Consider the following 1824-nt stretch of genomic DNA (forward strand, 5'->3'; position numbering starts at 1 on the left):
TCTGCGACTTCACGACCCACACCGGGCCGCCCAGCTCGCGGGCGACGGTCTCGGCCTCCTCGGGGGAGAACGCGACGCCGCCGCGGGGCACCGCGACGCCGTACGTCTTCAGCAGGCCCTTGGCCTGATACTCATGGATGTTCATGGCTGTCTTCGGGGCTGTCTTCGGGTGTTTAAAATGGAAGGGTGCGGGGCGCAGGCCGGCATCGGCGCTGACGCTTTGCGCGCCGGCACCCTGCGTCCTGTGCTGAATCCGTGGAAGAATGACGGTGTGAGCCTGCGGCTCACCGGATGTGCGCGTCAACGCCCCCGCTCATCGGGACTGCGTGCGCCTGCTATCCGTGCTGCATGGAACGGGCGTCCCGACGGGGACGCCCCTGCCACGGCTGTCTTTACTCGGCGGCCATGCGGGGAACGACCAGCCCCAGCGCGCCGCTGTCGCGGACCTCGCCGATGCGGCGTTCGTCGAAGCCGAGGACCTCGCGCAGAATCTCGTCGGTGTGCTCGCCCAGCAGCGGGGAGCGGGTGACCTCGGTCGGGCTGTCCGACAGCTTGATCGGGTTGCCGACGGTCAGGTACTTGCCGCGCGTCGGGTGATCGACCTCGACGATGGTGCCGGTCTCGCGCAGCGACTGATCCTCCGCCAGCTCCTTCATCGACAGGATGGGGCCGCAGGGAATGTCGTACTTGTTCAGGATTTCCATGACCTCGAACTTCGTCTTGGTCATGGTCCATTCTTCGACGGTCGCGAAGATGTCCTTCAGGCGCGGCAGGCGCGCGGCGGGAGTCGCGTAGTCCGGATCGGTGACCCACTCCGGCTTGCCGATGACGTCGCAGATCTTCGCCCAGACCGGCGCCTGGGTGATGAAGTAGATGTAGGCGTTGGGATCGGTCTCCCAGCCCTTGCACTTCAGGATCCAGCCCGGCTGGCCGCCGCCCGAGGCGTTGCCGGCGCGCGGCACGGTGTCACCGAACTCGCCGTTCGGGTACTGCGGGTACTCTTTCAGCGGGCCGCGCTCCAGCCGCTGCTGGTCGCGCAGCTTGACTCGGCAGAGGTTCAGCACGGCGTCCTGCATGGCCGCCAGCACCTTCTGGCCGCGCCCGGTCTGGGTGCGCTGGTAGAGCGCCGTCACGATGCCCAGCGCCAGATGCAGGCCGGTGCCGCTGTCGCCGATCTGGGCACCGGTGACCATCGGCGGGCCGTCGTCGAAGCCGGTCGTCGAGGCCGAGCCGCCGGCGCACTGCGCGACGTTCTCGTAGACCTTGCAGTCTTCGTAGGGGCCGGGGCCGAAGCCCTTGACCGAGGCGACGATGATGCGGGGGTTCAGCTCCTGGATGCGCTCCCAGGTCAGGCCCATGCGCTCGAGAACGCCGGGGGCGAAATTCTCGACCATCACGTCGCAGATGCGCACCAGATCCTCAAGGACACGCTTGCCGTCCGGGTTCTTGGTGTCCAGCGTGATGGACCGCTTGTTGTGGTTGAGCATGGTGAAGTAGAGGCTGTCGGCCTCGGGCACGTCGCGGAGCTGGCCACGCGTGATGTCGCCCTCGCCCGGACGCTCGACCTTGATCACGTCGGCGCCGAACCACGCCAGAAGCTGCGTGCAGGTCGGCCCCGACTGAACGTGGGTAAAGTCCAGAACCCGCACGCCTTCAAGAGCTTTCCCCATCGTCGTTCCCCCCGTGGTGCTCTGTGTGTGAAAAGGGCGGCCCACTTGACGGCAGGCCGCCCGGTATGAAACCGGAGAACCGGCGTTCCTTACGTCTTCGGCCCCTTGCGGACGGCGCTGGTGGGGTTGAGGCTGCCGATGTTGCCGCTCTCCG

2 protein-coding genes are annotated in these 1824 nt (G+C 67.3%); both read right to left on the reverse strand.

The features are described from left to right. On the reverse strand, positions 1-145 hold a 145-nt coding region (locus DXK32_RS31855; RefSeq protein WP_348981616.1), incomplete at its 3' end, for an ATP-grasp domain-containing protein. Between the two features lie 247 nt (positions 146-392). After that, positions 393-1670: a formyl-CoA transferase gene (frc, locus tag DXK32_RS31860; RefSeq protein ID WP_114862152.1), complete on the reverse strand. Its 1278-nt coding sequence runs from the start codon at positions 1668-1670 to the stop codon at positions 393-395. Between the last annotated feature and the right edge of the window lie 154 nt (positions 1671-1824).

It is taken from the genome of Azospirillum brasilense, from assembly GCF_003349955.1.
GTDB classification, from domain to species: Bacteria; Pseudomonadota; Alphaproteobacteria; order Azospirillales; family Azospirillaceae; genus Azospirillum; species Azospirillum brasilense_B.